Source organism: Collinsella sp. AM13-34, from assembly GCF_003473055.1.
In the GTDB taxonomy this organism is placed as follows: Bacteria; Actinomycetota; Coriobacteriia; order Coriobacteriales; family Coriobacteriaceae; genus Collinsella.
This window is the reverse complement of record NZ_QRLE01000051.1, coordinates 1-1992: the sequence shown is the minus strand read 5'-3', so window position 1 is coordinate 1992 and position 1992 is coordinate 1. Positions and strand designations below refer to the sequence as shown.

2 protein-coding genes are annotated in these 1992 nt (G+C 60.0%); one reads left to right on the top strand and one right to left on the bottom strand.

Annotated elements, in window-relative coordinates:
• Positions 1-349 precede the first annotated feature (349 nt).
• Positions 350-871: a hypothetical protein gene (locus DW151_RS10830; protein WP_233543401.1), complete on the bottom strand. Its 522-nt coding sequence runs from the start codon at positions 869-871 to the stop codon at positions 350-352.
• Between DW151_RS10830 and guaA the strand changes: the two genes are divergently transcribed.
• Positions 866-1648: a glutamine-hydrolyzing GMP synthase gene (guaA, locus tag DW151_RS10315; protein WP_233543400.1), complete on the top strand. Its 783-nt coding sequence runs from the start codon at positions 866-868 to the stop codon at positions 1646-1648. The genes DW151_RS10830 and guaA overlap by 6 nt on opposite strands.
• Positions 1649-1992: the final 344 nt, after the last annotated feature.

Below are 1992 nucleotides of genomic sequence, written 5' to 3'. Positions count from 1 at the left end.
GTGCTGCTTTGCGTCGAATCCGGAACGGGCGGGGGAGACGCACCGATCTCCCTTTCCAGCCCGACGGACGATGTGCGGGACGGGACGATACTCGATGCCTCGTGGACAACAAGCGTTTCTGAGTTCAGATTCACTGATTTTTAGTGCGCAAAAGCGCTCTTTATTGACGGTCGCGCTCTCCTTTAGCGCGGTGAACGTTTATTGGACGGGGCGAGGGCATGCGCGGCGAGGAGCTTTTCACGCTCGAGGCGGCGGCATACGTGTTCCTGCAGGAGGCCTGCCGCGGCCGTCTGGCGGCGGAGGGCGCCATGCGGGTCCTGTCCAGGTGCGTGCTGGACACTTGCGTCGCTCAGCTCCAGCCTTTGAGCAACCAGTCCACCGGGTTCTCGATGCACACGCCTTGCTCGGTGGTGCCGAGCCGCAGGCGATCGGTGGTGAGCACCAGCTTGGGGAAGGCATCGTTTACGAGGGAAAAAGGCGCCAGTTCGCGCTCGTATGTCTCGGGGCTTGCAAGCGTTTCGGTCACCTGGATGTAGAGGCGCTCGTCGTGCTTGTCGGCCACGAAGTCTACCTCGCCTTTAAGCAGTGCGCCCACGGTCACGTTGTAGCCACGGCGCACGAGCTCGTTGAATACCACGCACTCGAGCTGAGCGCCCAGGCCCTTTGGGGCATAGTTGCTAGCTAGATTGCGCAAGCCGGTGTCGATGGGATAGAACTTGCGCTGGGGTCTAAGCACCTGCTTGCCGGCGATGCCGTTCTGTTCGCATTCGCTCAGGATGTAGGCGCTTTCGAGGGCTTTGAGGTAGTTCTCGACCGTCTTGTCGCGGCGCTCCTCATCAGGGCCATCGGCAAGCAGCTCATTTGCGTGCACGTGAACCACGGCCTTATGCGCAAGGGCGAGAGCGAGCAGGTCGTCGACGTCTTTAAGAACCAGATGGATGCGAATCTGGTCTACGTGGACGCGACCGACCGCTTCCTCGACAAGCTCGTCGACGTCGCCGAGCCCGAGGCCAAGCGTAAGATTATCGGCGCCGAGTTTATCCGCGTGTTCGAGGAGGAGGCCCGCAAGGTTGGCGACGAGGTCAGCTTCCTCGCCCAGGGCACCATCTATCCCGACATCCTGGAGTCGCAGGACGGCGTGAAGGCCCACCACAACGTGGGCGGTCTGCCCGAGGACCTGCAGTTTGAGCTCTGCGAGCCCGTCAAGCTGCTGTACAAGGACGAGGTGCGCGTCGTGGGCCGCGAACTCGGCCTGCCCGAGAACATGGTCGAGCGCCAGCCGTTCCCCGGTCCCGGCCTGGGCGTCCGCTGCCTTGGTGCCATCACCCGCGACCGTCTTGAGGCGCTGCGCGAGGCCGACGCCATCGTGCGCGAGGAGATCGACAAGGCCGGTCTTACCATTTGGCAGTACTTCGCCGTCGTGCCCGACTTCCGCGCCACCGGCGTGCGCGAGGGCAAGCGCGCCTACGACTGGCCCTGCATCATCCGCTGCATCAGCACCGTCGATGTCATGACCGCCGAGGTGCCCGAGCTTGACTGGGCGCTGCTCAAGCGCATCACCGCCCGCGTCACCGCCGAGGTCCCCGGTATCTGCCGCGTTTGCTACGACCTGACCCCCAAGCCCGTCGGCACGGTGGAGTGGGAGTAAACCCCCAGTTCAGAGGCACTTTTTATATTAGTTTGCTCCTTTGAACTTCTTTGTAAATAGGTGTACTTTTCTGACACGATTTTTTTAACGCATTGGGATTTCTCTCACTTTGCAAAGAGGCGATTCAATGGCTTAGCGATGCATCGCTAAGCCATTTTCGCTTGTTGGTGTTGCAATTCGTCTCCTTGTGTTGCTTTAGTTAATCATACTTGCCCACAGTCGATACATTCGTTTCCTAGAATTACTCGCTGGCAGAATTTCAGGTGGTTTGCGGGTGATGATGCATTATCCCAGCTTGTTCGTGGGTTGATTTCCGATCTCAGCCGAACACATTGAGCAAATAG